We start from the raw sequence: 24,971 nt of genomic DNA, 5'->3' as shown, positions 1-24,971 counted from the left end.
CATTTACTGAATCGAATGAATAGGCTAGCCATTTAGACACGACTGTTGGCAATGCTTTATACACCGTTATTCACTACCAGGATGAAACATGGCCACTTCCAGCCGCGTACACAGCATGACCGCCTTTGCCCGCACCGAGCAGGCTGCCCCGTTTGGCACGCTGCAGGTGGAAATTCGCTCGGTGAACCAGCGCTATTTAGAGCCTCACTTCCGCCTGCATGAAAGCCTGCGTGACCTAGAGCCAGTGCTGCGTGAAGCGCTGCGCACCCGTTTAGCCCGTGGCAAAGTCGAATGCAGTGTTCGCTTTGAGAGCGCCGAAACCGCCCAAGCCCCCGCTGTTAACAGCGCCCGCTTAGCCGCCATTGCTGATGCGCTAACCGCCATTCAGCAGCAAGTGCCCAGCGCCGTGCCGCCCACCACACTTGCGCTACTCAACCAGCCCGGTGTGATGGAAACCCAGCACCTTGACCAAGACGCCATCAAGGCCGCCGCCAAAGCGCTGTTTGACCAAGCACTGGATGAACTGATTGACGCCCGTGCCCGTGAAGGTGAAAAGCTCACCGAGATGATCACCACCCGCCTGACGGCGGTAAGTGAGCAGGTCGCCACCGTACGCAGCCTGCTACCGCAGATTTTAGAGCGCCAACGCGCCCAGCTGCTGGAACGCTTGGAGGTTGCCAAAACTGAACTCGACCCCCAGCGCTTGGAAGCCGAGCTGGTGCTGGTGGCGCAAAAAGCCGATGTGGATGAAGAGCTAGACCGCCTGACCGCGCATATAGAAGAAGTGAGCCACCAGCTCGCCCAGAAAGGCCCCAAAGGCCGCCGTTTGGACTTCCTAATACAGGAACTCAACCGCGAAGCCAATACGCTCTCATCAAAATCCGTGGTGGCAGAGACGACCCGCTGTGCGGTGGAGTTGAAGGTGCTGATTGAGCAGATGCGGGAGCAGATTCAGAATATTGAGTGAAGTTATCTAGCACCTGAGGAGCATGATTAGCGACTAGGTAGGGGAATCAGCTAGGCGAAAATCAGCATGTAGGTGTTGTCAATGCTCGCGCTGGGCCTGTTTGTGGGGGTCGTGCATGGGCAACTCCACCAGAGCCTGCGGCCATAGGGTGCGGGCTTTATCAAGGGTGTTATCCAAATTAGGTTTGATTGAGCGCCAGGGAGTATCGGCTTTTTTGGCCTGCTAAATTGAACGCGGTGGTGCGCTCGTTTTCCATACACACTGGTAGCCACAATGTCGTAAGCTGGTGATTGCCGCAGAATGCTCAATCGATCCATTTACCCCGCCTTTCCATTGTTAGTCTTCATCCCCTAGCAAGCCCTTCCACGGGTCATCAATGACGCTATCGCTGCCACTCAAGCCGCTCAAGAGCAAATCGCTGCATGGCACAGGAACCGGGGGATTTGCTGCTGGTTACCCACCAGGTAAATATCACCGCACTGATTGGTGGCAGCGTTGGCTCGGGTGAGATGATCGTGGTGCGTCCAATGGATGAATCGTTGCAGGTCGTGGGGCGGTTAAGCGTTAGCGGCCAATAATTTGCTTCTTATCCACATGAGACTTTATAAAGTAAAAACCGATATAGATTAGGAACTCTTTATGAAAGCCGTTGTTTTTGAGCAATTTTCCGCCCCTCCTCGCGTCCAGCAATTACCTGATCCCACCCCTGAGCCGCATGGCGTTGTGGTGAAAGTGATAGCGACAGGAGTTTGCCGCAGCGACTGGCATGGCTGGGTAGGGCATGATACCGATATCCAGCTTCCCCATGTGCCGGGCCATGAGCTGGCAGGCGTAGTCGAAGCCGTTGGTAAAGATGTAACGCAATGGCGCATTGGCGACCGCGTCACGGTGCCGTTCGTGGGTGGCTGTGGCACTTGCCCAGAGTGTCACTCGGGCAACCATCAGGTGTGCGATAGTCAGTTTCAGCCCGGCTTCACTCACTGGGGCTCATTTGCTGAGTATGTGAGTATTCACTATGCCGATGTGAACTTGGTTGCGCTGCCAGAGACACTCGACTTCGCGACGGCGGCCAGCCTGGGGTGTCGGTTTGTCACTTCCTTTCGGGCGGTCGTCGATCAGGGCCAAACATCGGCTGGGCAGTGGGTGGCCATTCACGGCTGCGGAGGTGTTGGTCTATCCGCCGTAATGATTGCCAACGCCATCGGTGCCAACGTTGTGGCCATCGATATTTCGGAGGAGGCGCTTACTCTGGCCCGTCAACTGGGCGCCGTTGCCACTGTGAATGCCGCCAAGGCGGCCAATGTGGTTGAAGCAGTTGCGGAAATAACCCGAGGTGGTGCTCACGTGTCGTTGGATGCGCTAGGGCACCCGACGACCTGCTTTAACTCGATCAGCAATCTGCGTAAACGCGGCAAGCATATTCAGGTCGGGTTGATGTTGGCTGAGAACAGCACGCCCGCCATTCCCATGAGCAAGGTCATTGCCCATGAGCTTGAAATACTGGGTAGTCACGGCATGCAGGCCCACCGTTACGACGCCATGCTGGCGATGATAGAGTCTGGGAAGCTGGCGCCTGAAAAGCTTATCGGCAAACGAATCAATCTTGAGCAGTCGATTGATGCGCTAATGAACATGGATAAGTTCGAAGGGGCGGGCGTGACGGTGGTGACCGAGTTTTGAGGAAACCGCTGATTAACTATTGCGCTTGACCATACGGCGTTAAAAATCGCCTCAAAATGCTCATTTACAACCCGTAAACTCCGCTTTTTCGTTGATTTTTGCCTTGTCTGGTCTGCGCTCATCACGTTAATCAGAGCCTCTTTGAGACGCTTGGTAACAATTTCCTTCAACGAAACGAGGCAAATTATTCGCTCCTCATCTGTGGGTTGAGGTTTTACGCTGGTCGGTATTGATAAGGAGTAAGTTATGCCATCAGACACTATTCAATCAGCACGCCGCGTGATCGCCCAGCATCCAGCCAAGCGCGATGATATCGGCGATTTAGTTACCCGGCGCCCGCTGCCGGGGCCGCAGCTTGAACAGCTCGATCCGTTTCTGTTTCTTAATCACCATGGCCCTCAAACCTACCCGGCTAACAATCAGGGTCTACCTTTTGGCCCGCATCCGCACCGGGGCTTTGAAACGGTCACTTTTATTCTGGAAGGTTCACTGGCCCATGCGGACAGCGCCAAGCATCAAAGCGTGATCCATAAAGGTGGGGTTCAGTGGATGACCGCTGGCAGCGGCATTGTGCATGCGGAAATTTCGCCAGAGGAGTTTCTACGCGATGGTGGCCCGTTGGAGATTCTGCAGCTGTGGGTCAACCTACCGTCGCACTTGAAAATGAGCGAGCCGCGCTACGTAGGGCTGCAACAAGAATCTATTCCCGCTATCGCGTTGCCGGGTGGCGGTGAGCTGAATCTGATCGCTGGTGAGTGGCAGGGTAGCGTTGGCCCTATCAACTCACTGACTGGCGTGTTTATGTCAACGCTACGGTTGCCTGCCGGTAGCCACGAACAGTTGCCCGTGGCGTCAGGACGGCAGGTGTTTCTCTACGTGGTGGATGGCGATGTCACGGTGGGTGGCGAGCCAGTCAAGCCGCATCACCTAATTGAAGTAGATCGCACAGGTGACAGCCTCGATATCGAAGCCAGTAGCGATGCGCGGCTGCTGTTTGGTCATGGCGATGTGATCGATGAGCCGGTCTACTCCCACGGCCCTTTTGTAATGAATACCCGTGAAGAGATCGTTCAGGCGGTCGAGGACTACCAGAACGGTAAGTTCGGCGGTCTGGATGCTTAGTATTTAAAGCGGCTCGCCGCGATAGTAGTGCCACAGAAACAGCGAACCCACGCTGCGCCAGGGCGCCCAGTGTTCCACCAACTGGCGGGCCTGTTTAGGCGTGGGTTTGTCGTCCATGCCTTTTAAGCGACCCAGCGCCACCCGCAGGGCGAGATCATCGGCGGGGAAAATATCTGGGCGTTGCAGCGAGAACATCAGGTAGATCTCGGCACTCCAACGGCCAAAGCCACGTAGCTCGGTAATCGCGGCAATCGCCTCGTCGTCGCTTAGCTGTTCCAGCCCCTCGGCGCTAAAAGTGCCTGCCAACTCTGCTTCTGCCAGCCCTTTAGCGTACTCGATCTTGCGCCAGGAAAGCCCCGCATCGCGCAGCGCTTGGCCCTCTACCTCCATCACTGCCTTGGCGTGAAGCTCGGGCAGCAGTGTATTTACACGACCCATAATCGCGCGAGCCGCTTCGGTAGATAGCTGCTGGCTAACGATGGTGGAGAAGAATGTCGCAAAGCCTTTATCGCGCTCCCGGGGGGATGGCGCCCCCACTAGAGGCAGGGCACGGGCGATATCGGTGTCGGCCTTGGCGAGTTCAGCCATGGCGTGTTCGATCGTGTTAAAAGATGGGTCATCAGCTGGCATTATTACTCCTGGTTAAAATGAGTATTATATTGCTCAATAATTGGGTTTTTATATATTTATGAGCATTAAAATGCACATTACTGTGTCTTGAACTACACTATTGAGCATTAAGCTGCTCAGTCATTAACTGCTCAATTAAGGTGGCCCATGTTGCTAACCATCCAGGCATTTCATCATGGCCAGTGGCACGATGCCGCTGAGCTGGTGATTGAGCATCCAGCGCAAGGTCGCCGAGGGCCTGCGCGCTTGGGCTATATCACCGACTATGCCCTTGAATGGTTGGATCGCGATGATGAGCATGCTTGCAGCCTGCTTTTGCCGATTGAGCTAATGAATACCCATCAATCGCCACGCTGGTTCGCTTTTTTAGACGATATCATGCCTTCTGGGGCCAGCCGCCGTTACTGGGTCACGCAGTTGGGGATATCGGCGCTTACTGAGGCTGAACAAGATTACGCCCTATTGGCTAAAGGGACGATTGCTCCGGTGGGTAATTTACGTATTAAAGAGGCCCTTCCCGAGCGTCCAGTAGGTAGCACGCTAGAGCAGCAGCGCTTTGCCTTACGCGATGTTGTGGATCGAGATAGCGATTTTCTTGCTTATGCGCAGCAAATGGGAGCCGCTGGGGGTGGTGCGACCGGAGCTGGCGGTGAAGCGCCTAAGCTACTGCTACGCTGTTCGCCAAACGATCAGGTCTGGATCGATACCTATCAGGATGACCCGGCGAATACCGACCAGCACTATCTGGTGAAATTTCCTCGCGGCCAGCGCACCGAGCTTGATAACAATATCCTTCGCGCCGAATACCATTTCTATCATGAGCTGGCGTCACTCGGCATAGCGACGATCGACACTCAAAGGATGCGGCTACTGGAAGGCGAGCGCTATCCATCGCTGTGGTTGCCCCGCTTTGATGTTGATTACCCCGCTGGGAAGCGAACGCTGTATGGGCTGGAGTCGGTTTATTCCGCGATGAAGCGTCAGCCGGGAAGCTTCTTAAACCATTTTGACGTGATTGAGGCACTGGTTGGCCTGTTGAGCCAGCAATACCGCGTTCGCGAGTTAGGAGGTCATTTTGATACGGCGCGTTTCGTGAGCGAGTGGGTGAAACGTGATCTGCTTAATGTCGCTTTTGCTAATAGCGATAACCATGGCCGCAATACGGCGCTGTTGAAAACGCCTCAGGGAATCTGGCTGGCGCCAGTCTACGATTTTGCGCCCATGAAGGCTGACCCAGAAGGTATTATTCGCACCACCACTTGGGGCGCGCCGTTTGAAGAGGGTCCTGAATTCAGCTGGGTAGCCATTACGGAGAATTTAAATGCCTATGTGCCAGCCGAGCAGTTGATGGCAGAGCTAAAAGCGCTGGGGAGGCGGTTAGTCGGGCTAAAAGAACGACTTGCTGCGCGGGGAGTGCCGGAAGCGTTGCTAGCATCGAATGCGGTGGGGTTAAATTATCTGGATGCTAAGCTGCGCCGCTGGGGGCTGGTATGAAACGCAAAGAACTCTCTAGCATTGAGCGCGAGGCACTACTTATGGCGCTATTGTCCCAGCTGCTGCGGGAAGAGATCAGCTCAGGGCAGGTGCTGCGTCAACTACGCCGCGAAGTATTGGGAATGTCGCAGACACAATATGCCGAGCTGGTGGGTATCAGTCGCCGCACCTTGTCTGATCTGGAAGCCGATAAAGCAAGCCCTACACTGGCGCTGCTAAACCAAGTATTCCGCCCCTTGGGCCTGCAAACCGGCTTGGTGCCGCGTAACCGTCATCTGCGTGAGCGGTTGCTTTCAGTGGAATCCCCTAGCGCCTGACCGCCAAACACCTTATCCAAACATTTCCTATTCAACCCAACTTAACGATTGTGTTCGCCCGCTAACTTTTTAAACGCAGCATGTTTCTACTTTCGTCTAATCCTGCGATCATTTGCGCCATCGTGATACCAACCGGGCGGTATCCCAAGGAGTTAAGCATGCAGGATTCGACAGCATCGTCGTCTCAAGGGCTGGCGCGCAACCCGCGTTTGGCCGAATTTGTGTTGGCGCTGGGCGGCTTTGGAATCGGCACCAGCGAGTTCGTCATTATGGGCCTGATGAACCGTGTGGCGGGTGATTTAGCGGTAACGGTACCGCAAGTGGGTTACGCAATAAGCAGCTACGCCTTGGGCGTGGTAGTCGGTGCGCCGCTGATTTCGGCGCTGGCCGCGCGAGTACCTAGGCGGTCGCTGTTGATTATGCTGATGCTGGTATTTGCGGTGGGCAATATTGCTAGTGCCATGGCACCAGGGTTCTGGTCATTCGTAGGGCTGCGTTTTCTGGCTGGCTTACCTCACGGCGCTTATTTTGGCATCGCCGCACTGGTGGCCGCGGGAGCCGTGCCGATAGACCAACGGGCGCGGGCTGTTTCCCGGGTGATGATGGGTTTAACCGTGGCGATTCTGATCGGTGCGCCGCTGGGTACCTGGGCGGGTAACCTGTTGGGCTGGCAGATCGCCTTTGCGGGTGTCGGTGGTATTGCGTTGCTCACCGCCCTGTTGATCCGCTTCTATGTACCGGTGCAGCCCGTCGATACTCTAGCAAGCCCGGTGCGTGAGCTTTCAGCGCTGCTTAAGCAGCGGGTGTTGGTTACCCTGGCGCTTGCCTGCATCGGCTGCGGCGGCATGTTCGCAATTTTTAGCTATGTGATGCCGACATTAACCCAGCAGGCGGGTATGAGCGAAGCGCTGGGGCCGTTGGTGCTGGTCATTTTCGGCCTGGGCTCTATTGCCGGTAACTTAATCGGCGGGCGCATGGCGGATAAAAACCTGATGCGTGCCATACCTACCATTCTGCTCTGGTGTGGCGTGGTACAAGGGTTGTTTTACTTTGCGGCGAATAACGTTTGGACGGGGCTGCTGTTTGTTGGCCTGGTGGGCACCAGTATGGCACTAGCGCCTTCATTACAAACCCGCTTGATGGATGTGGCGGAAGATGCCCAAACCATGGCGGCCTCACTCAACCACGCGGCCTTTAACGGTGCCAATGCCCTAGGGGCGTGGCTTGCTGGCTTGGCAATCAGCGCTGGCTTTAGCTGGTCGAGCACGGGCTTGGTCGGTGCGGGATTGGCACTCTGTGGCTTGGTGATTTTTGCCGCTGGGCGATGGTTGGAAAAGCGCACCTACGGCGCCGTGGCCCAGCGAGCCTAGCGTTGGCTAACGTCGCGTCACGATTGTCCAGTTGCCTAGTTATCGAACAGTGATAATTAACATGGCTAAAAAGTCGAATTCTCTCTACTGTGTAAGGGTAGTAACCCATAAGGAGATGACCATGCACATTCAGGTATTGAATTCGACACGTATATTGACCCTCGGCGCGGTGGTGGCGTTAACCGTTGGCTTGGCGGGCTGCGGTACCTCCACTGGCGAGCGCGCTACTAGCGGCGCGGGTGTCGGTGCTGCCATTGGCGCGGGTGCCGCAGCCGTAACCGGTGGTAGCGTCGTTCAAGGCGCCGTTATCGGCGGTGGCGTTGGTGCTGCCACCGGTGCCGCCACCGATGCAGATGACATCAATCTCGAATAAGTAATGGTTGATCTCTTAGCGACACAGCCTAAATCCGCGCATGCCCATATGAAAGTGATCCGCATGCGCGGCGTTGTAATCGGGCCCCAATACATTACCGAAGGTATGGCAGGCGCCATCCCGCGCAGCGCGTAAAAACTCACCTACCTCGCCTTCATCATCCCAGTCATTGATCAGCGTAATACGCTGGCCGTTCTCAAACTGAAATCCCACTACATCCAGCGCTTCGGCGGTGGCGTGTTCGCTGCGCCTGCCGGCTTCGCGGCCATAAACGTTACGGCAGGCAAAGCTACCTACGTGGTTAACCTGGCTCACTCGGCTACCCAGAATCTCCTCGGCGACAGGCTGTAACGCGTGGCGTTCATACATGACCCACGCCAGCGCCATCGGGCAGGAGGCCACGAAACTCTGATTGAACGCGACGCCGCTAGAGTGCATGCGCACGATATTGGCAAGCGGGCAGCTCGCCGTGGGGGCGTAATCGGCCAATGGCGTATAGCGCAGCTCGCCCTCGGGGACGGTATCTAACGCAGCTAAACAGCCTGCGCGGTCGTCTGCCAAGCGGCTTAACTTAAGCTGTGTGACCGGCGTAATGGGGTCGTCAATATGCAGCGGAGCCCATGGTGCCCAGTGGCGGGGAATCTCAATGATGCCTTTTTGCAGGGCTACGCCCAGCGCAATCAGGGCTAAAATAAATAGCGTACTGCGCATGCCTACCTCCCTGTATGTCACCACCAACGCTACAGTCGTCGCGCTGGGTGTGCGATACTGCGCAGCCTTGCTGCTCTGCTGCAGTCGCTTTACTTGCGTTTACTACGTTTTTCGCTACTTATTTTGCTAACTGAAGGGAAAGTACTTCATGTCCCAAGGTACGCTGTTTATCGTTTCTGCCCCCTCAGGTGCTGGCAAGACTAGCTTGGTGCGCGAGCTAATCGAAAGCCTGGATGGGATTCAAGTGTCGGTGTCGCACACTACGCGTGCCAAGCGCGAGGGTGAGGTGAATGGCGTCAATTATCATTTCACCGATGTAGCCGAGTTTGAAGCGATGATCGCGCAGGGTGAGTTCTTCGAGTATGCCAAAGTATTTGATAATTACTACGGCACCTCGCGCCAGGCAGTAGAGGTATTGCTAGCGGCAGGTCAGGACGTCATTCTGGAAATCGACTGGCAGGGCGCTCAGCAGGTACGCACACAAATGCCTGATGCAGTGTCGATTTTTATTCTACCGCCCTCCCGCGAGGAGCTGGAGCGACGTCTTGCTAGCCGTGGCACCGATGAGCATGCGGTGATTGCCCGGCGGATGCGCGATGCGGTGAGTGAAATGTCCCATTACCACGAATATGATTACCTCGTCGTTAATGATGACTTCACCACGGCGCTGCAGGAGTTACAGTCACTGGTGATCAGCCGTCGCTTAAGTCGCCCGGTAATGACCGAGCGCCACGCGCCGCTGTTGGCTGCGCTCTTGTCACAGACGCCTACGGTCGAGTAATCTATACGGTTCTACTACTTTCTATTGCGTTGCACTATTTTTGTCGCACCATTTTTTCACTGGGTCGGCGCCGTTCTCTACGGTGTCGGCCCGGTTCCGTCATAACAGGAAGGCTCCCATGGCTCGCGTAACCGTTGAAGATTGTCTTGAAAATGTTGAAAACCGTTTCAAGCTGGTGATGATTTCCACTCAGCGCGCTCGCCAGCTGGCGCGCGGCTCCCGCGATGCTCTGCTTCCTTGGGAAAATGATAAACCTACGGTGATGGCGCTGCGTGAAATTGCCGCAGGCCTGGTCGATCACACTGTACTGGACGAGCCCGTTGAAGCCGCTGTTCGTCCGCGCCCGGCTATGGCGCCTACTCATATCGACGACTAACGTTTTCAACGAAACCGATAGAGGCGCGGTAGATGTTCACCATTGATGACCTGGCCGATAGACTCGGCGGCTATTTACCCTCGGATGAGATCCAGCAGGTCAAACGCGCCTTTTACTATGCTGAGCAGGCCCACGACGGCCAGCGGCGGCGTTCCGGCGAGCCGTACGTTACCCACCCACTGGCGGTAGCGAATATTCTTGCCAATATGCACATGGATCATCAAAGCCTGATGGCCGCCATGCTGCACGACGTTATCGAAGACACCGGCGTATCCAAAAAAGCCCTGGAGGCTCAGTTTGGCAAGCCGGTAGCAGAGCTGGTAGATGGGGTATCCAAACTTACCCAAATCACCTTTGAAGACAAAGCCGTCGCCCAGGCGGAAAATTTTCAGAAGATGGTGCTGGCGATGTCGCGGGATATTCGCGTTATCATCGTCAAGCTGGCTGACCGGTTGCATAACATGCGCACCCTGGGCGCCCTACGCCCAGATAAAAAGCGTCGCATCGCCCGTGAAACGTTGGAAATTTACGCGCGAATTGCCGGGCGGCTGGGTATCAATACGATTCGTATCGAGCTTGAGGATCTCTCCTTTCAGGCGATTCACCCCATGCGCTCGGAGCGCATCAAGCGTGCGGTTGCTAAAGCGCGGGGGCACCGGCGTAGTGCTATGCGCGAAATACAGTCCTCCCTGCAAAAAAGCCTGGACGATGACGGGCTTAATGGCACCGTCATTGGACGCCAAAAGCACCTGCTGTCGATCTATAAAAAAATGCGCGACCAGCGTAAGCCCTTTGTCGAAATTATGGATGTGTTTGGCTTTCGCATCATTACCGAAGATGTGGCCAGCTGCTACCGTATTCTAGGCGTGGTGCATAACCTCTATAAGCCGGTACCGGGGCGCTTTAAAGACTACATTGCGATTCCCAAAGCTAACGGTTACCAGAGCCTGCATACCACCTTGTTTGGTTCCCGCGGTATGCCCATTGAGGTGCAGATACGCACCCGTGAAATGGAGGCCATGGCCAATAACGGTATCGCTGCCCACTGGCTTTATAAAGCGGGGCAGACTTCCCATCCGATTGCCGAGGGCAGCCATGCACGTGCTCGCGCCTGGGTTAAGGGCCTGCTGGAAATGCAGCGCCACGCTGGCGACTCGCTGGAGTTTATCGAGCACGTTAAAAACGACCTGTTCCCCGACGATATCTACGTGTTCACACCTAAAGGCGATATTATGGAGCTGCCCCAGGGCGCTACCGTAATCGACTTCGCCTACACCGTGCACACGGATATCGGCAATAACTGTATCGCTTGCCGCATTGATCGCCATTTGGCGCCGCTCTCGACGCGCTTAGAAAGTGGTCAGACGTTGGAAATTATCACCGCCCCCGGTGCGAAGCCCAATATTACCTGGCTAAATTTTGTGACCACCGCAAAGGCGCGTTCGGCAATCCGTCACGCGCTTAAATATCAGCAGCAGACCGAAGCGGTCATGCTGGGACGACGGTTGCTCAATAAAGCCCTGGCGCCATTCGATACCAGCCTGGAAGAACTGGATGAGAGCGCCCTTAAGCGCGCCTTCAAAGAGTTGGATGTCTCTTCTGAGGATGCTCTGTTGGAGTCGCTCGGGATGGGCAACCGCATGACCCACGTGGTGGCACGCCGCCTAGTGGCTGCGGCGCATGGCGAAAGCTATGAGCACCCTGTAGGCGGGGAGGGTAGCAAAGCCGTCATGATCAGCGGCAGCGAAGGCATGGTGATTAACTTTGCGCGCTGCTGCCATCCGCTACCAGGCGACCCCGTGGTGGGCCACCTTTCCACAGGCAAAGGGTTGGTGGTGCATCGCGCTGAGTGTAAAAACGTGGTGGATAAGAACTTCGCCGATAAAAATGACCCTGATAAGCTCTTCGCGCTGGAGTGGTCGGACACCATTGATGAAGATTTCCCGGTCGCGCTGCGTATCGAAATTGAGAGCCGTCGTGGGCTAGTCGCAGAGCTTGCCGGGCTGGTCACCGATGCCGATGCCAATATTGAGCGGATTGGTATTGAAGAGCGCGATGCCCACCTTTCCACCGTCAATCTGACGCTGTCGGTGAAAGGTCGTGTGCATCTGGCACGCATCATTAAACGCATCCGTAACCTTCCCAACGTTGGCAAAATTACCCGACTCGCTAATTAATACTATACATAACAACAGGCTGATATAAATCGGCAGCGATCGCTATTTTTCAGTATCAAATAATTAAGTGTTACCCATTACAGGAGCGAAACAACGTATGAGCAATAAGGCCGTTATCAACACCAGCAAAGCCCCCGCGGCTATTGGTCCTTACTCCCAGGCCATTAAAGCGGGCAACACGGTTTATCTCTCTGGCCAGATCCCGCTGGATCCCGCGACCATGGCGATTGTGTCTGAGGATTTCGAAGCTCAGGCACGCCAAGTTTTCACCAACCTTCAGGCAGTGTGCGAAGAAGCGGCGGGCTCGCTAAGCGATATCGTGAAGCTGAATCTGTACCTGGTGGACTTGGATAACTTTGCGATTGTTAACCAAGTCATGGAGGAGTTCTTCACCGCTCCTTTCCCCGCCCGCGCCGCCGTTGGCGTCAAAGCACTACCCAAAGGCAGCCAGGTGGAAGCGGAAGCGGTGATGGTTATCGGTGACTAGGCTTTGTTTAGCTCTAGAAAGCCGCCCTCTTTGAGTACCTGTGCATAGCCTTCGCGGTAGCTAGGAAAGCGGAACTGATAACCAGTGCTCAATATGCGCTGGTTATCGCAGCGTTTGCTCGTTCGCCGACGTAAAGGGGACTGCATGGTCTCTGTGGCCTCTACTTTTAACTGCTCGGCCAGCCACATCATTACGTTATGCATGGTGACCGGTTCGCAGTCGCTGCCCAGGTAGATATCATCCAGCGTCTCACCGCGCTCCTGATAGCGAATCAGGTGGGCAATAATACCTGTGCAGTCGTCGCGGTGGATGCGATTGGAGTAGACCACAGGAGTGATCGCAGCCACGCGGCCTTCAGCAACCTGATGAATCAGTCGATCGCGGCCAGGGCCGTAAATGCCGGAAAAGCGAATCACCGTGCCCGGCAGGGGGTGATTGATCAGCGCCTGCTCAGCCTCGCACATTAGGGTGCCAGAGAAGCTAGTGGGGTCGGTGGGGCTCTCTTCGTTAACGACCTCGCCCTCCTGCTGGCCATGCACGCTAGTTGAAGAGACGAAAAACACCCTACGTGGAGGCGTTTTGTGCTGCTCCATCACGCTCAGCACGCGCTTTAAACCTTCCGGATAGGCGCTTTGATACGCGCTCTCTTCGAAACGGTCAGCGCTGACGGTGTAGACCACATAGTCAGCCTGGGGCAGGCTTTTGGCATCGGCCTCTTCAAGGCTATCCAGGTCTAACGCCAGCGGTTTGATACCGGTGTCTTTTAAGGCTTCCACGTTGCGGCGTAGGCCAATCACTTGGTGCCCTTCCTCAAGCAGCTCGCGCCCAAGGTTGATCCCTAAATCGCCACAGCCGATAATCAGTACGGTTAGCTTCACCGTGCTCACTCCTCTTGATTAATATTCCCTATTAGATGCAAAGTCTCTACCAACGATGACATTGAACCGAGATATTGTCGGTTGAGAAGACCGACGGCAGAGCTTGCTTGTCCTTTTCCGTCTCGCTGACTGTCATGATGCAAGGCCTTGCATACATCACTTTTTTCATACAAGCCCTAGTCACGAGCTGCTACGAGAGGATGCCACTGGCACCGCTATGACTTTAACAGAACTTCGCTACATCGTAACCCTTGCCCAGGAGCGTCACTTTGGCCGTGCGGCGGAACGCTGCCACGTTTCACAGCCCACGCTCTCGGTGGCGGTGAAAAAGCTGGAAGAAGAGCTCGAAACGCCGCTCTTTGAGCGTTCCAAGTCCACCGTCCAGGTTACCCCGCTGGGTGAAAAAATCGTCGCCCAGGCCCAGCGTGTGCTGGAGCAGAGCAGCCTGATTTTTGAGCTCGCCAGTGCGGGTAAAGATCAGTTGGCCAACCCGCTGCGCATTGGGGCGATTTACACCATTGGGCCCTACCTGTTTCCCCATCTAGTGCCTGCCCTGGCGAACGCGGCCCCGCAAATGCCTCTTTATATTGAAGAGGGCATGACCGGTACGCTGCGCGCCAAGCTAAGAAGCGGTGAGCTGGATGTGATTATTGTGGCATTGCCGTTTACTGAAACCGATGTGGTCACCAAGCCAATCTACGACGAAGCCTTTGAAGTTCTCATTCCCGCTAACCACCCATGGGTCGAGCGGGAAGCGATCAATAAAGAGGACTTACTCGAAGAGCGCCTGCTGCTGCTCGGCGAAGGACACTGTTTTCGCGATCAAATTCTGGAAGCCTGCCCGGCGATTACCCAAAAACTCAACAGCCCCAACAATACGCTGATCGCCGAAGGCGGGTCGCTGGAAACCATTCGCCATATGGTGGCCTCTCGATTAGGTATTACGGTGCTGCCGCAGTCTGCGCTGGGCACCGACCAGTATGAAAATGCCATGCTGGCCAGTCGGCCATTTGTGGAGCCAGCGCCGTCGCGCACCGTGGCGATCGCCTGGCGGGCGAGCTTTCCCCGTCCTAAGGCTATTGAGGCGCTGATTCAAGCGATCAGCCACTGCCGCCAACCTACTAAAGCCGTGAAAAGCGCCCTATGAGTGATCTTTCCGCGCCCATCACCGCGCTGAAGGGCGTAGGCGAAGCGCTGGCGCTGAAACTGGGTCGATTGGGTATCGAGCAGGTAAGCGACCTGTTGTTCCACCTGCCGCTGCGCTATCAGGATCGCACGCGGCTTACGCCTATTGGCCTGCTGCGTGCAGGTCAGGAGGCGGTGATAGAGGGCGAAGTGACCGCTTGCGACGTAGTCAAAGGGCGCCGCCGCAGCCTGCTGGTGCGCCTGCGTGATGCTAGCGGTATTTTGAGTCTGCGGTTTTTCCACTTCTCACCGGCCCAGCAGCAACAGATGCGCCCAGGTGCGACCGTGCGCGCCTTTGGCGAAGCGCGGGCTGGGGCGACCGGTTTAGAGATCTACCACCCGGAATACCGGCTCAGTGGCGGTAGTGAGACCCCGGTGGAGGAGTATTTCACGCCTATTTATCCCACCACCGAAGGGTTGAACCAGCCGCGGCTGCGTGCTCTGGCTCAGCAGGCGCTCGGTTTACTGGACAGCGCCCCCGAGGCCTTGCCCGATGTAATACCCGATGCCCTGCTTCAACGCTTTCAGTTGCCAGGCCTACACGCCAGCCTGCACTTGCTGCACCAGCCGCCTCCCGATGTGAATATAGAGCAGTTGACCAGTGGCCAGCACCCGGCCACTCGGCGGCTGGCGCTGGAAGAGCTGCTCGCCCACCAACTAAGCCTGCGTGAAGTTCGCCTGCGTATTCAGGCGGATGGCGCGCCCACACTTCCCTCTGGGCGCAGCCTACAGGCACGCTTTTTGGCCCAACTGCCGTTTGCACTGACCGGCGCCCAGCGCCGCGTGTTGGAGGAGATTAGCCACGATTTAAGTCGCCCAGCGCCGATGCTGCGGCTGATCCAGGGCGATGTTGGCTCGGGAAAAACCGTGGTCGCCGCCATGGCCGCGCTGAGCGCTCTGGCGGGCAACTGCCAGGCGGCGATCATGGCGCCGACCGAGATCCTCGCCGAGCAGCACTACCGCTCGTTTAAAGCTTGGTTTGAACCATTGGGCATCGAAGTGGCGTGGCTGGCGGGCAAGCTCAAAGGCAAAGCACGGTTGGATGCCAAGGCGGCGATTGCCGACGGGCGTGCGCGGATGGTGGTGGGCACCCACGCGCTGTTTCAGGACGACGTACACTTCCAGTGTTTAGGGCTGGCGATCATTGACGAACAGCACCGCTTTGGCGTGCATCAACGCTTAGCGCTGCGTGAGAAAGGCGAAGCGGGCGGGCTAACCCCGCACCAGTTGATCATGACCGCCACGCCGATTCCCCGCACTTTGGCCATGAGCGCCTACGCGGATCTGGATGTCTCGGTGATCGACGAGCTACCCCCTGGCCGTACGCCAGTAAAAACCGTGGTAGTGCCCGACGAACGCCGCCCTGAAGTGGTTGAGCGTATTCGGCTGGCCTGCAGCGAAGGTCGTCAGGCGTATTGGGTGTGCACGCTGATTGATGAATCCGAGGCGTTGCAGTGCCAGGCGGCCGAGGTTACCCGCGATGAGCTAACCATAGCGTTGCCCGAGTTGGCGGTGGGCTTGGTTCACGGGCGCATGAAGTCGAGCGAGAAAGCCGAGGTGATGACCGCCTTCAAAGCGGGGGAGCTGGATTTGCTGGTGGCTACCACGGTGATAGAGGTGGGGGTAGATGTACCCAATGCCAGCCTGATGATTATCGAAAACCCCGAGCGTCTGGGGCTTTCCCAACTGCACCAGCTACGCGGCCGGGTAGGGCGTGGCAGCACGGAAAGCTTCTGTGTGCTGCTCTACCATCCGCCGCTGTCGAAAAGCTCCCGCCAACGTTTGGCGGTCATGCGCGAAACCACCGACGGCTTCCGCATTGCCGAGAAAGACCTGGAAATCCGCGGCCCCGGTGAAGTGCTCGGCACCCGCCAAACCGGCCTTGCGCAGATGAAAATCGCCGACCTGGAGCGCGATGCCGACCTGCTAGAGCGGGTAACGGCCATGGCCCAAACGCTGCAGGGCAGCCCAGAGGTTACCGCTGTCCTGGTGCGCCGCTGGCTTGGCGAGGCGGCAGGGCGCTATGGGCAGGTGTAGTTAGCTTGGTTAGACGCTAGCGGTACTTGGCGTATGCTCTTCACTTCCCACCAGACGATTCGCAGCTTCACCCAGCGGGGCGAGCTGCTCGGTAATAAGGCGTAGCTGGCTTTGGATAGGGCGGTAGAGCGTGACGGCTTTTTCATCTGCGGATAGCGCACTTTTCTCTTCTAGCTGGGCTAATAACTCGGCAGCTTGATCCGCTAGTGGCTCAACCGGCTGGCGCTGGTTTAATCGCTCGGCGATTTGTCCCAGCAGCTCACCAATACGTTTTGCTACCGGCACTAGCGTGGCATCGTCTTCATCGTCTGCCAACTGGTGGCGATGGGCGCCCAGTGCAGAGAGGTGGCTGAGTAGGGTATTGGAGAGCACCAGAAAGCGCAGCCCGTTGTCCGCGTCCAGTTTCCTGTAATGCCCCGGCTCATGGAGCATATTGGTGAGCAGGGTGGAGAGCGCTGCATCGGCGTTATGGGCATTGCGCCGCGCCAGGCGATAGGCCAAGTCATCCTGCTTGCCCTCCTCGTACTGGTGGATAATCTCCTCCAGGTAGCGGCGGTGGTTATTGAGCGCGTTGGCGGCTTCGCGATAAAGCCTGCGACCCTGCCAGTCGGGTAGAATAAAAAATACCGCTAAGCCGGCGATGAGTGAGCCAAGCAGGGTATCGAGCAGCCGCGGTAGGATCAGGTTATAGCCGTCGCCTACCTGGTTGAAGCTGCACAGCACGAGCAGGGTGATAGAGGCAGTAGCGATTACATAGTGCTTTTCGCGGTTGGCGAAGAAGGACACCCCCGCGGCCACGGCGATCATGCTCTGCACCAGCGGGTGCGGAAAGAGGCTGATCGACGCCCACCCTACTGTCAGGCCCAATATCGTGCCCATAATCCGCTGTGACAAAAACCGCCGCGTGGTGGCAAAGTTGGGTCGGCAAACAAACAGCGTGGTCAGCAGAATCCAAAAGCCCTGCTCGGGGTCGATCCACTGCATCAGCCCATAGCCGGTCGTGAGGGCAATGGAGAGCCGCACTGCATGGCGAAAAGTGGGGGAGCCGAGAGTAAAGTTTAGGCGCACCCGCTTCCACGCTTCCTGCAGACTCGACGGCGAGCGGTCATACAGCGAACTGTCGCGCCGCTCATCGCTGACGCCGGGGTTGTGGGCGCTGGCGAGTTGATTTTCCAGGGTGGCCAGGTTCTCTGCCAGCGCGCTCAATGGGTAAAGCAGTGGGCGCCACTCGGGCTTGCCACGGCCGCGCAGGTTCTCAATCGAGGCGTGCAGGTCGGCCAGCGCCTCTTCGCTCTGCTGATGATCAAACGGCCTATTGAGTAGCAGCGATTTGGCTAGCTGACGGCAGGAGCGCCCCTGTTGATCCAGTAGCCGCTGGCAGCGAAACAGCACATCATGGTGGAAAAAGGCTTTGCTGAGCGCACTGTAGGGGTAATGGGTGGAGCTGGCGCGTTCGTGAATATCCTGGGCAATAAAGTAGATGCGTAGGTAGCGGTTGAGTTTTTGGTCGCCGCGCTGGCCTTCCAGTCGCCTAAAAATCATCTCTTTGGCTTGATTGAGCGCAGCGACGACTTTGCCGTTCTGGCGCGCCAAGGCCACCCGGCGGGCTTCCACATCGACACCGCGCACCGGTTCAAACAGCGCCGATTTCAGTATCAGAAACTCACCCAGCGCTTTGTACACCCGTGCCATGCTCTGCTTGACCGGTTGGCGCGAAAACAGTGCGCACCACACCACCGAAATTAGCCCATACCACACCGCTCCAGCCAACAGCAGCAGTTGGCGCGCCGCCACGTCTTCATCCACCCCGCCGTGCTGCTCGATGTTGATCATCGAGTAGATCGAGAGTATTAGCGTGCCGGAAGCGATGGTGGCATAACGCTGTCCGATTGCTCCGAGCATAATCAGGCAAAAGGTCGAAAGCCCCAGGCCCACTACAAATAGCCACGGCCAGGGAAATAGCCACTGCACGATAAAGGACGCTGACGTAAAACACACTAGCGTTACCAGCAGCGCTTGAAGACGGCCTTGCCAGCTATCGTCAGTTTCAGACAGCGCGCAGGCGATAATGCCGAGGAAAAGCGGAATGACCAGCGCTACATCGCCCATTAAGCCGCTAAATAGCAACGCACCGCTGAACGCTATAAAAACGCGCAGGCTGTAGGCGAATTTATCGAGAGTCCAAAGGCGCCGTAGCGGCAAAGATAGGGGCATAAAAGCTCTTATAGATGGTTGTTAGACTTTAGTATAAATGCGTAGGCGTTGGATGTCGCTACTCAGCACTCAACGTTTGGGTGTTCTAAAAAATAGCGCACTAAAGCCCTATGATTGAAACAGTAACCTTTCGATACTCGGAGTGACTCTAAAAAAAACAGGGACACTCCTATGGATATCAAACTGCTGCTGGACTGGCGTCTTCACCTTACGGTGATTGTGACGTCGATGTTTGCCGAGTGGGTCGGCATCGTACGCATCCCCCTCGGGCCTGGAACACTGTTGTTATTACCGCTGCTCTATGCCTTTGTGATTGGCGTTCTGTTCAACCCTCATCTTTTTTCGGCAATGGGCAAAGTCATTCCCAAGCCGGTCAGCAATGCGGCTGGCCCGATTATTCTAATCGCCATCCTGCCGTTTATCGCCAAATTCGGTTCCACCATTGGCCCAGCGATCGAGCAGATCATCGCCGCCGGCCCTGCACTGATTCTCCAGGAATTGGGTAATCTGGGCACCATGCTCATAGCGCTCCCCTTTGCAGTATTAGTCCTCAAAATGGGACGTGAAGCGATCGGTGCCACTTACTCTATCGCCCGTGAGCCCAATATTGCCATTATTTCAGATCGTTACGGGCTGAGAAGTCCTGAAGGTATCGGCATTATGGGCGTTTACGTAGTGGGCACCATGTTCGGTACGCTCTACTTCGCCTTAATGGCGGGCTATATCGCCTCGCTGGATATTCTCGATATTCGTGCTTTGGCCATGGCCTGCGGGGTGGGCAGTGGCAGTATGGTGGCAGCGTGTTCAGCAGCTTTAGCCGAAGCGGTACCCGCATCCAAAGACGAACTACTCGCCTTTGCCGGGGCAAGCAACCTGCTTACCTACGCCACCGGTCTGTATATCTCACTATTTATCGCGCTACCGATCACCGAGTGGATGTACAAGCGCTTAAAAGGCTCGTGCCAGGAGGTTAGCCATGAAAACTCATGAGAGCCCAATCGATCAGTTCGATGCTGAGGCGTTAAAAGAGCTACGCCCGGAAAATCAGCTGGGTAAAACCGCGTTGGTACTGGCAGCAGTCTGTGTGGCGGCGTGGTTTAGCAATATCGTCAACGGTTCACCTTTATTAGATGCGCTGCCCGGCATGTTGATTCTGTATGCCATGGTCATTATCGGCTTGGTGGTTGGGCGGTTTTGCCCTTTTTACCTGCCCAGCGTGGCCTGGGTGTCGCTGGTGAGTATTATCGCGACGCTGCCGTTCTTCCCGGGTAATGGGTGGATCATCGCACGGTTGGCCGAGGTGGATTTCCTGGCAGTGGTCACGCCGGTATTGGCCTACGCAGGGCTGGCGCTTACCGGTCGTGAGTTTGCCATGTTCAAGCAGACTGGCTGGAAGCTGGTGATTGTGGCCCTGCTGGTCTTTACCGGTACCTTTATTGGCTCTGCTGTTGTCGCCCATGTGATGCTTTAAGGATAAGACGATGACTGCTTCAGTAGACTTACCGGATCACGCAGAACTAAAAGCGTGGCGCCATGATTTTCACCAGCACCCGGAAACGGCTTTTGAAGAGCACCGCACCAGCGCACGCATTGCCGAGCTGCTGACTGAGTGGGGCTTTGAGGTAACCACCGGGATTGCCGGAACGGGTGTGGTAGCCGCGTTGGATGGTCAACAAGGTGAAGGTAAAACCATCGGCCTGCGGGCCGATATCGACGCCTTGGATATTCGTGAAGAGACTGCGCTTGCCTACGCGTCGCAAACGCCGGGCAAAATGCACGCTTGTGGCCACGATGGACACACCACCATGCTGTTGGGCGCTGCCTGGGCGTTAAAGCAGCAGCCGGATTTCAAAGGCCGGGTGGTGTTCATCTTTCAACCCGCCGAAGAGAACGCAGGCGGCGGGCGGGTGATGGTTGAAGAGGGCCTGTTTGAGCGCTTTCCCATGGATGCCGTGTACGGCTTGCATAACTGGCCGGGTCTGCCCGTAGGCGTAGCCGCGGTGCACGATACCGACGTCATGGCCGCCTTCGATATCTTTAGCCTGACGCTGACTGGCAAGGGCTGCCATGCGGCGATGCCCCATTTAGGTACTGATACGGTGTTGGCGAGCTGCCAACTGATCAGCCAACTGCAAGGGCTGGTGAGCCGCGAAACGCCGCCAGACAAATCTGCCGTGCTGAGTATTACCAGTATTAACGCGGGGGATACCTTCAATGTGATTCCCGAACAGGTGGCGCTTCGCGGCACGCTGCGCTGTTTTGATATGGCGCTTAAAGAGCACTTGGAGGCACGCTTTAAGCAGGCGATTGCCAGCTTGGCAGAGTTTCACGGCTTAACCGTTGAGCTGGATTACCAGCGCTGCTATCCCGCCACTATCAATACCCCTGAACATGCCCAGCACTGCGCCTCGGTGCTGGAAAGCTTACTCGGCAGCGACAATGTGGTGCGCAACCCGCCGCCCAGTATGGCCTCTGAGGATTTCTCGTTCCTGCTGGCCGAGCGCCCAGGTGCCTATATCTGGATGGGCAATGGCGAGGAGTCCGCTTCGCTGCATAACCCCCGCTATGACTTTAACGACGCTTTGCTGCCGCTGGGCACGCGCTACTGGGTGGAGCTGGTAAGGGCGTTACTCGTCTAAATTCCTGACTTAATACACGTTATTCGCTCTCTGATGCCCTCTGGGTAGGGGAGCGTCTACCCGGAACATAGCGTCTTCATGACGTTTAAAGGAGCTTTACTATGTCTTTAGTCACCACCCCTTTATCGATTACCGTCATTGGTTTGGGGCAGATGGGCGGCAATATGGCGCTCACCCTCAAAGCAGCAGGGTTTGAAGTAACGGGTAGCGATGTATTTGAGCAAGCGCGATCGTGTCTTGCTGCTCAAGGACTAACCGTTGTGGCTCCCGAAGAATTACCCGCTAGCGACGTTTACCTGCTGTCGTTGCCCACCTCTGCCCATGTGCGTGAGGTGATCGAGCAATCGCCAGGCCTGCTTGACCTTGCGCCGAAAGGTAGCGTGATTGTCGATACCTCCACCAGTGACCCCGCCGTGACGCGTGAACTGGCCGAAAAAGTAACCGCAGCGGGCCTTCTATGGTTGGATGCCCCGGTCAGCGGCGGCCCGAAAGGCGCTGCCAGCGGCAAGCTAGGGATGCTGTTAGGAGGCGATGTCGCCACCATTGAGCGGGTATTGCCGATGCTGGAAGCCATGTCGGCCAAGCGTACCCATGTGGGCGGCCCGGGCAGCGGCCATGTGGTCAAGCTTGCCAATAACTACCTGTGTGCCGCGCACTTGTTAACCACCGCCGAAGCCGTTGCTATGGCAGTCAAGGCGGGCGTTGACCCCGCGGCCTGCTTGGCGGGCCTTAACAGTGGCTCGGGGCGCAGCGCGGTCAGCGAGGTGAACTTCCCAGAGTGGGTGTTGAGTGAGCGTTTCGACTCAGGCTTTACCACCGGTTTGATGCGTAAGGATTTACGTTTGGCCCGGGATGCCGCTGAGCAACTGGATATCCCCTCGCCGCTGTTACAAGCCGTGGTCGATGCCTGGCACGCGAACCCCGAACAACCAACCGATAGCGATGACTTTAACCATATCACCACGCCGATATTAGCGCGTGCCAGCCAGGCGGAGGAGCAGTAATGAACGCACTTAGCCAACATGCCCAAGATCACCTTGCCACGCTACTCGAAGGTTTTGGATTAACGGCCACCACGCTGCTGAGCAACTGGGTTGATGGCGGTTTAGTGGCAGGAGAGGGGGACGTGATCACCCTGACCAATCCAGCCACCGGCGAAACGCTGGTGAGCTATCGCGATGCGGGTGCTGGACTGATTAAGCGTGCTACCCAAGCGGCACAGCGAGGCCAACGCGAATGGATGGCGCTAACCGCCAGCGAGCGTGGACGGCGCATGAATGCCGCCATACGCGGCCTGGCGGGCCATGAAGAGGCGCTGGCTCAGCTGGAAAGTGTGGTGGCCGGTAAGCCGATTCGTGACTGCCGGGCTGAAGTAGGCAAAGTACGCGAGATGTTCGAGTACTACGCGGGGTGGTGCGACAAGCAGCATGGCGAAGTGATTCCAGTGCCTACCTCGCATCTTAACTATGTGCGCCATGTACCTTACGGCGTGGTGGGGCAGATTACCCCCTGGAATGCCCCGATGTTCACCTGTGCCTGGCAGTTAGCCCCTGCCATTGCGGCGGGCAATGGTGTGGTGCTAAAGCCTTCCGAACTGACGCCCTTTTCATCGGTGGTGATTGCCAAGCTACTTGAAAGCGGCGGACTTCCTAAAGGGCTGATCAATATCGTCAACGGGCTGGGCAAGTCGACCGGCGCAGCGCTGACCGACCACCCTGCCATCAGCAAACTGGTGTTCGTGGGCTCTCCCCAGAGTGGTCGCATGATTGCTGAAGCGGGCGCGAGGAGGTTGGTGCCCAGCGTGTTAGAGCTGGGGGGCAAATCCGCCAATATTGTGTTTGCCGATGCCAAGCTGGATGAAGCTGTCGCGGGTGCCCAGGCGGCCATTTTTGCCGCCGCCGGCCAGAGCTGTGTGGCGGGCTCGCGGCTGTTGATCGAGCGCCCGGTGTTTGAGCAAGTCACCAGCCGTTTGGCGCGGGCGGCGGAACAGATTTCGGTGGGCCTGCCTAACGATGAAGCGACCCGCATGGGGCCTTTGCAGAATCACCGCCAATTTGAGCAGGTCACACGCATGATCGACGCGGCGGTAGCCGCTGGCGCAACGTTGTTAACGGGCGGTAAACGGCCAGAGGGATTACCTACCGAGGCTCAGGGCTACTTTATCGCCCCTACCGTGCTGGTCGATGTCACGCCGGATATGGAGATTGCTCAACAAGAAGTGTTCGGTCCGGTGCTGGTGGCCATGGCCTTTGACAATGAAAATCAGGCCATTCAGCTCGCCAACGAGACCCGCTTTGGCTTGGCTGGCGCCGTTTGGAGCCAGGACGTAGCGCGAGCGCATCGCGTAGCTGGGCAACTGCGTGCTGGTACGGTATGGATCAATAGCTATAAGGCGATCAGCGTGATGTCACCGTTTGGTGGCTTTGGCGATAGCGGCTTCGGTCGCTCCAGCGGCTTGGATGGCCTGCGCGAATATACGGTGCCGCAAAGCGTCTGGGTGGAAACAGCCCCTGAAGCCAGTGTGGCGTTCGGTTACGGCAGTGGTGTTGGTTGATCGCTTACCGAGCCTGGGGCGCGAAACGCCTGCATCCAGCGCTGCAGGTGGCGTAGCAGCAGAATGCTGGCCTTGGGCTGTTGGCGGCCTACCCGCGTGACCATGTGGGCCTGGGAGCGCTGAAAAAGCGGATTATCTACCGGGCGCGCCACTAACGTGCCGAGCTCTAAATCGTGGGCGACGGCAAAGGCGGGTAGCAGTGTAATCCCCATACCGCTGCGCACATATTGGGCCAGAATCACCATTGAGTTGGTATTCATCGCCATGCGCGGGGCTATACGCGACTGCTGAAAGGCTTGGTCAACCATTTGACGCACCCCATGGGTAGTGTCCCACATGGCCATGGGCTGGTCGCTAAGCTGGGTAAGCGTGAGCGGCGCCGTTTGGCTGGTTAACGGGTGGTCGGGCGGCAGAATGGCCATGAGTGGCTGAGGAGTAGATGACCAGAAACGCAGCTGGGGATGGGTACGCTCATGGAACATCAAGCCGATATGACTGTGATCGCCGACAACAGCGTCAATAATGCCCGAGGTGCCTGCGGTATGGATATCGAGCTGAATGCCCGCATAGCGTTGGGTAAATTCATGCAGTGGGGAGGCTACTAGGTCACTGACAAACCCTTCTCCGACGGTAAGCGATATCTTGCCGGTTTCCATGCGTTGGTAGGATTCAAGTGACGCAATAAACCCTTCATCAAGGGCGCCGCGGCGCTCGCAGTACTCAAGCAGCATTTCGCCTACCGGAGTAGGCGAAATGCCGTCGCGCTGACGCTCCATAAGCGTCGCTCCCAAGGCTTCTTCCAGCAAAGCAATTTGCCGGCTTACCGCCGAGGGAGCAATATCCAAGCGCGCCGCTGCGCGCCGCTGCGCGGCGCACGGAGCCAGACTCAAGGGTAACGCGAAAGTAAACGAGGCGTTGATGAGGTATGTCCATCGATAGCTTTTATACCTCTACCTTGTTCAGCCTAAATTTATTTAAT

Annotated in this window: 24 protein-coding genes; 19 read left to right on the top strand and 5 right to left on the bottom strand. The window is 56.8% G+C overall.

Annotation, left to right across the window (positions count from 1 at the left end; genetic code table 11):
- The first annotated feature begins 88 nt into the window (after nucleotides 1-88).
- The 4 genes from RO22_RS01800 to RO22_RS01790 all read left to right on the top strand — a co-directional run bounded on the left by RO22_RS01800 (nucleotide 89) and on the right by RO22_RS01790 (nucleotide 3,769).
- Nucleotides 89-967, top strand: coding sequence for a YicC/YloC family endoribonuclease (locus tag RO22_RS01800; protein WP_041157436.1), 879 nt, complete (start codon nucleotides 89-91; stop codon nucleotides 965-967).
- A gap of 422 nt (nucleotides 968-1,389) precedes the next feature.
- Nucleotides 1,390-1,545: a hypothetical protein gene (locus tag RO22_RS23995; protein WP_235270461.1), complete on the top strand. Its 156-nt coding sequence runs from the start codon at nucleotides 1,390-1,392 to the stop codon at nucleotides 1,543-1,545.
- A gap of 61 nt (nucleotides 1,546-1,606) precedes the next feature.
- Complete coding sequence (locus tag RO22_RS01795; RefSeq protein ID WP_041157435.1) at nucleotides 1,607-2,647, top strand: zinc-dependent alcohol dehydrogenase family protein; 1,041 nt, start codon at nucleotides 1,607-1,609, stop codon at nucleotides 2,645-2,647.
- Nucleotides 2,648-2,893: 246 nt separating this feature from the next.
- Entirely contained in the window at nucleotides 2,894-3,769 is an 876-nt protein-coding gene (locus RO22_RS01790) for a pirin family protein (RefSeq protein WP_041157434.1), read from the top strand.
- Nucleotides 3,770-3,772: 3 nt separating this feature from the next.
- Here RO22_RS01790 and RO22_RS01785 read toward each other — a convergent pair whose 3' ends face one another.
- Nucleotides 3,773-4,399 (bottom strand): DNA-3-methyladenine glycosylase family protein, encoded by a 627-nt coding sequence (locus RO22_RS01785; RefSeq protein ID WP_027958729.1) that lies wholly within the window; start codon nucleotides 4,397-4,399, stop codon nucleotides 3,773-3,775.
- 147 nt (nucleotides 4,400-4,546) lie between these two features.
- Between RO22_RS01785 and RO22_RS01780 the strand changes: the two genes are divergently transcribed.
- From RO22_RS01780 to RO22_RS01765, 4 genes are all read left to right on the top strand, one after another.
- A complete protein-coding gene (locus RO22_RS01780) occupies nucleotides 4,547-5,893 on the top strand; it encodes a type II toxin-antitoxin system HipA family toxin (RefSeq protein WP_411905951.1) in 1,347 nt (448 codons plus the stop codon).
- Nucleotides 5,890-6,210 (top strand): helix-turn-helix transcriptional regulator, encoded by a 321-nt coding sequence (locus RO22_RS01775; protein ID WP_022521088.1) that lies wholly within the window; start codon nucleotides 5,890-5,892, stop codon nucleotides 6,208-6,210. The genes RO22_RS01780 and RO22_RS01775 overlap by 4 nt, the downstream gene beginning before the upstream one ends.
- Before the next feature lie 158 nt (nucleotides 6,211-6,368).
- Nucleotides 6,369-7,580, top strand: coding sequence for an MFS transporter (locus tag RO22_RS01770; RefSeq protein WP_022521089.1), 1,212 nt, complete (start codon nucleotides 6,369-6,371; stop codon nucleotides 7,578-7,580).
- A gap of 121 nt (nucleotides 7,581-7,701) precedes the next feature.
- Nucleotides 7,702-7,953 (top strand): hypothetical protein, encoded by a 252-nt coding sequence (locus RO22_RS01765; protein ID WP_027958727.1) that lies wholly within the window; start codon nucleotides 7,702-7,704, stop codon nucleotides 7,951-7,953.
- 15 nt (nucleotides 7,954-7,968) lie between these two features.
- On the opposite strand, the gene RO22_RS01760 is transcribed toward RO22_RS01765, so the two are convergent.
- Nucleotides 7,969-8,664, bottom strand: a complete 696-nt coding sequence (locus tag RO22_RS01760; RefSeq protein WP_022521091.1) for an extensin family protein — start codon at nucleotides 8,662-8,664, stop codon at nucleotides 7,969-7,971.
- Between the two features lie 148 nt (nucleotides 8,665-8,812).
- Here RO22_RS01760 and gmk point away from each other — a divergent pair, with 148 nt between their 5' ends.
- From gmk to RO22_RS01740, 4 genes are all read left to right on the top strand, one after another.
- Nucleotides 8,813-9,445 (top strand): guanylate kinase, encoded by a 633-nt coding sequence (gmk, locus tag RO22_RS01755; RefSeq protein WP_022521092.1) that lies wholly within the window; start codon nucleotides 8,813-8,815, stop codon nucleotides 9,443-9,445.
- 118 nt (nucleotides 9,446-9,563) lie between these two features.
- The gene (rpoZ, locus tag RO22_RS01750; protein ID WP_007112267.1) at nucleotides 9,564-9,821 is read left to right on the top strand and encodes a DNA-directed RNA polymerase subunit omega; all 258 of its coding nucleotides are present in this window, start codon (nucleotides 9,564-9,566) and stop codon (nucleotides 9,819-9,821) included.
- Nucleotides 9,822-9,853: 32 nt separating this feature from the next.
- Entirely contained in the window at nucleotides 9,854-11,998 is a 2,145-nt protein-coding gene (locus RO22_RS01745; protein WP_041157433.1) for a RelA/SpoT family protein, read from the top strand.
- A 97-nt stretch (nucleotides 11,999-12,095) separates the two neighbouring features.
- Complete coding sequence (locus tag RO22_RS01740; protein WP_022521094.1) at nucleotides 12,096-12,485, top strand: RidA family protein; 390 nt, start codon at nucleotides 12,096-12,098, stop codon at nucleotides 12,483-12,485.
- Here the strand turns inward: RO22_RS01740 and RO22_RS01735 are convergent.
- Nucleotides 12,482-13,363: an SDR family oxidoreductase gene (locus RO22_RS01735; RefSeq protein ID WP_041157432.1), complete on the bottom strand. Its 882-nt coding sequence runs from the start codon at nucleotides 13,361-13,363 to the stop codon at nucleotides 12,482-12,484. The two genes, RO22_RS01740 and RO22_RS01735, sit on opposite strands and share 4 nt — an antisense overlap.
- Before the next feature lie 217 nt (nucleotides 13,364-13,580).
- On the opposite strand from RO22_RS01735, the gene RO22_RS01730 reads away from it, so the two are divergent.
- Both RO22_RS01730 and recG read left to right on the top strand, forming a co-directional pair.
- Entirely contained in the window at nucleotides 13,581-14,510 is a 930-nt protein-coding gene (locus tag RO22_RS01730; RefSeq protein ID WP_022521096.1) for a hydrogen peroxide-inducible genes activator, read from the top strand.
- Nucleotides 14,507-16,585, top strand: a complete 2,079-nt coding sequence (gene recG / locus RO22_RS01725; protein ID WP_041157431.1) for an ATP-dependent DNA helicase RecG — start codon at nucleotides 14,507-14,509, stop codon at nucleotides 16,583-16,585. Before RO22_RS01730 ends, recG begins: the two co-directional genes overlap by 4 nt.
- A 9-nt stretch (nucleotides 16,586-16,594) precedes the next feature.
- On the opposite strand, the gene yccS is transcribed toward recG, so the two are convergent.
- A complete protein-coding gene (gene yccS, locus RO22_RS01720) occupies nucleotides 16,595-18,799 on the bottom strand; it encodes a YccS family putative transporter (RefSeq protein WP_041157430.1) in 2,205 nt (734 codons plus the stop codon).
- Between the two features lie 171 nt (nucleotides 18,800-18,970).
- On the opposite strand from yccS, the gene RO22_RS01715 reads away from it, so the two are divergent.
- The 5 genes from RO22_RS01715 to RO22_RS01695 all read left to right on the top strand — a co-directional run bounded on the left by RO22_RS01715 (nucleotide 18,971) and on the right by RO22_RS01695 (nucleotide 23,992).
- Nucleotides 18,971-19,789 (top strand): DUF3100 domain-containing protein, encoded by an 819-nt coding sequence (locus tag RO22_RS01715; RefSeq protein ID WP_041157429.1) that lies wholly within the window; start codon nucleotides 18,971-18,973, stop codon nucleotides 19,787-19,789.
- Entirely contained in the window at nucleotides 19,776-20,270 is a 495-nt protein-coding gene (locus RO22_RS01710) for an ABC transporter ATP-binding protein (protein ID WP_041157428.1), read from the top strand. Before RO22_RS01715 ends, RO22_RS01710 begins: the two co-directional genes overlap by 14 nt.
- Before the next feature lie 10 nt (nucleotides 20,271-20,280).
- Nucleotides 20,281-21,438, top strand: a complete 1,158-nt coding sequence (locus RO22_RS01705; RefSeq protein WP_041157427.1) for a M20 aminoacylase family protein — start codon at nucleotides 20,281-20,283, stop codon at nucleotides 21,436-21,438.
- Nucleotides 21,439-21,539: 101 nt separating this feature from the next.
- On the top strand, nucleotides 21,540-22,442 hold the full coding sequence (locus RO22_RS01700; RefSeq protein WP_041157426.1) for an NAD(P)-dependent oxidoreductase: 903 nt from the start codon (nucleotides 21,540-21,542) through the stop codon (nucleotides 22,440-22,442).
- Nucleotides 22,442-23,992, top strand: coding sequence for an aldehyde dehydrogenase family protein (locus RO22_RS01695; protein WP_022521102.1), 1,551 nt, complete (start codon nucleotides 22,442-22,444; stop codon nucleotides 23,990-23,992). Before RO22_RS01700 ends, RO22_RS01695 begins: the two co-directional genes overlap by 1 nt.
- On the opposite strand, the gene RO22_RS01690 is transcribed toward RO22_RS01695, so the two are convergent.
- Nucleotides 23,971-24,882 carry a LysR family transcriptional regulator gene (locus tag RO22_RS01690; protein ID WP_235270460.1) on the bottom strand — a complete coding sequence of 304 codons (912 nt, stop codon included), beginning with the start codon at nucleotides 24,880-24,882 and terminating at the stop codon, nucleotides 23,971-23,973. The two genes, RO22_RS01695 and RO22_RS01690, sit on opposite strands and share 22 nt — an antisense overlap.
- Nucleotides 24,883-24,971: the final 89 nt, after the last annotated feature.

Source organism: Halomonas sp. KHS3 (genome assembly GCF_000830495.1).
Classification (GTDB): domain Bacteria; phylum Pseudomonadota; class Gammaproteobacteria; order Pseudomonadales; family Halomonadaceae; genus Vreelandella; species Vreelandella titanicae.
This window is presented reverse-complemented; position numbering and strand designations above follow the sequence as displayed.

Excerpts from the sequence above, each read along its gene's own strand:
- RO22_RS01765 (WP_027958727.1), top strand. The coding sequence starts at position 7,702 with ATGCACATTCAGGTATTGAATTCGACACGTATATTGACCCTCGGCGCG.
- rpoZ (WP_007112267.1), top strand. The coding sequence starts at position 9,564 with ATGGCTCGCGTAACCGTTGAAGATTGTCTTGAAAATGTTGAAAACCGT.
- yccS (WP_041157430.1), bottom strand. The coding sequence starts at position 18,799 with ATGCCCCTATCTTTGCCGCTACGGCGCCTTTGGACTCTCGATAAATTC.
- RO22_RS01715 (WP_041157429.1), top strand. The coding sequence starts at position 18,971 with ATGGATATCAAACTGCTGCTGGACTGGCGTCTTCACCTTACGGTGATT.
- RO22_RS01730 (WP_022521096.1), top strand. The coding sequence starts at position 13,581 with ATGACTTTAACAGAACTTCGCTACATCGTAACCCTTGCCCAGGAGCGT.
- gmk (WP_022521092.1), top strand. The coding sequence starts at position 8,813 with ATGTCCCAAGGTACGCTGTTTATCGTTTCTGCCCCCTCAGGTGCTGGC.
- RO22_RS01745 (WP_041157433.1), top strand. The coding sequence starts at position 9,854 with ATGTTCACCATTGATGACCTGGCCGATAGACTCGGCGGCTATTTACCC.
- RO22_RS01775 (WP_022521088.1), top strand. The coding sequence starts at position 5,890 with ATGAAACGCAAAGAACTCTCTAGCATTGAGCGCGAGGCACTACTTATG.
- RO22_RS01700 (WP_041157426.1), top strand. The coding sequence starts at position 21,540 with ATGTCTTTAGTCACCACCCCTTTATCGATTACCGTCATTGGTTTGGGG.
- RO22_RS01790 (WP_041157434.1), top strand. The coding sequence starts at position 2,894 with ATGCCATCAGACACTATTCAATCAGCACGCCGCGTGATCGCCCAGCAT.
- RO22_RS01780 (WP_411905951.1), top strand. The coding sequence starts at position 4,547 with ATGTTGCTAACCATCCAGGCATTTCATCATGGCCAGTGGCACGATGCC.
- RO22_RS01770 (WP_022521089.1), top strand. The coding sequence starts at position 6,369 with ATGCAGGATTCGACAGCATCGTCGTCTCAAGGGCTGGCGCGCAACCCG.
- RO22_RS01740 (WP_022521094.1), top strand. The coding sequence starts at position 12,096 with ATGAGCAATAAGGCCGTTATCAACACCAGCAAAGCCCCCGCGGCTATT.
- recG (WP_041157431.1), top strand. The coding sequence starts at position 14,507 with ATGAGTGATCTTTCCGCGCCCATCACCGCGCTGAAGGGCGTAGGCGAA.
- RO22_RS01710 (WP_041157428.1), top strand. The coding sequence starts at position 19,776 with ATGAAAACTCATGAGAGCCCAATCGATCAGTTCGATGCTGAGGCGTTA.
- RO22_RS01695 (WP_022521102.1), top strand. The coding sequence starts at position 22,442 with ATGAACGCACTTAGCCAACATGCCCAAGATCACCTTGCCACGCTACTC.
- RO22_RS01795 (WP_041157435.1), top strand. The coding sequence starts at position 1,607 with ATGAAAGCCGTTGTTTTTGAGCAATTTTCCGCCCCTCCTCGCGTCCAG.
- RO22_RS01800 (WP_041157436.1), top strand. The coding sequence starts at position 89 with ATGGCCACTTCCAGCCGCGTACACAGCATGACCGCCTTTGCCCGCACC.
- RO22_RS01705 (WP_041157427.1), top strand. The coding sequence starts at position 20,281 with ATGACTGCTTCAGTAGACTTACCGGATCACGCAGAACTAAAAGCGTGG.
- RO22_RS23995 (WP_235270461.1), top strand. The coding sequence starts at position 1,390 with ATGGCACAGGAACCGGGGGATTTGCTGCTGGTTACCCACCAGGTAAAT.
- RO22_RS01785 (WP_027958729.1), bottom strand. The coding sequence starts at position 4,399 with ATGCCAGCTGATGACCCATCTTTTAACACGATCGAACACGCCATGGCT.
- RO22_RS01760 (WP_022521091.1), bottom strand. The coding sequence starts at position 8,664 with ATGCGCAGTACGCTATTTATTTTAGCCCTGATTGCGCTGGGCGTAGCC.